General features: G+C 44.5%; 1 protein-coding gene. It reads left to right on the plus strand.

Annotation, left to right across the window (positions count from 1 at the left end; all coding sequences use genetic code 11):
- On the plus strand, positions 1-580 hold a 580-nt coding region (locus J7438_RS27070), incomplete at both ends, for a hypothetical protein (RefSeq protein ID WP_209279108.1).

The following is a 580-nucleotide window of genomic DNA, read 5'->3' on the forward strand; positions in this document are numbered from 1 at the left end:
AGAAGCGGTGCTGGTATAAGTTGGAAATACACAACTTCAGGTAACGATTACAAACAACCAGACGTTCATGCCAGTGCTTCAGGGAGTGGGCAATACAGGCATGGCACAGTCAGAAAGGTGAATGTGCTACCGTCCTATATCCAGAAGCGTAATGAATGTCACCCTGCTTCTGACGTCTGCTCTGCTAACCATCCACCAGGACATTCAATAAAACCTGTTCATGGTTTTAATGCTCTCATCACACAAGAAAAAATGGATTGGCTGGCGGAGGTATCTGCTCGTTATGGTGACCTCTATGATGGTAGAAATCATAGTCAATTTGCCTGTTCAATCAAATGGTACACATCAGGGTCAAAGCGACCATTAAATCATAGTGAACAACGCCAACTGATACCATTGTTGCACGATTTTAAAGTGGCACCTGGGTGGACCTGGCGAAGCCTGACGACAACACTTCATTCATTTACTTCAGCGGGTGCTTTGACCCCTCATAGATACATGAATGCGGGGTATAGGGAAGCTCAAGCCGCTTTACTGTCAACTTTACTTGATGCATTAATCCTTAAGTGCAACCAAAAAA

It is taken from the genome of Thalassotalea sp. G20_0 (assembly GCF_017744175.1).
Lineage (GTDB): Bacteria > Pseudomonadota > Gammaproteobacteria > Pseudomonadales > Endozoicomonadaceae > Endozoicomonas.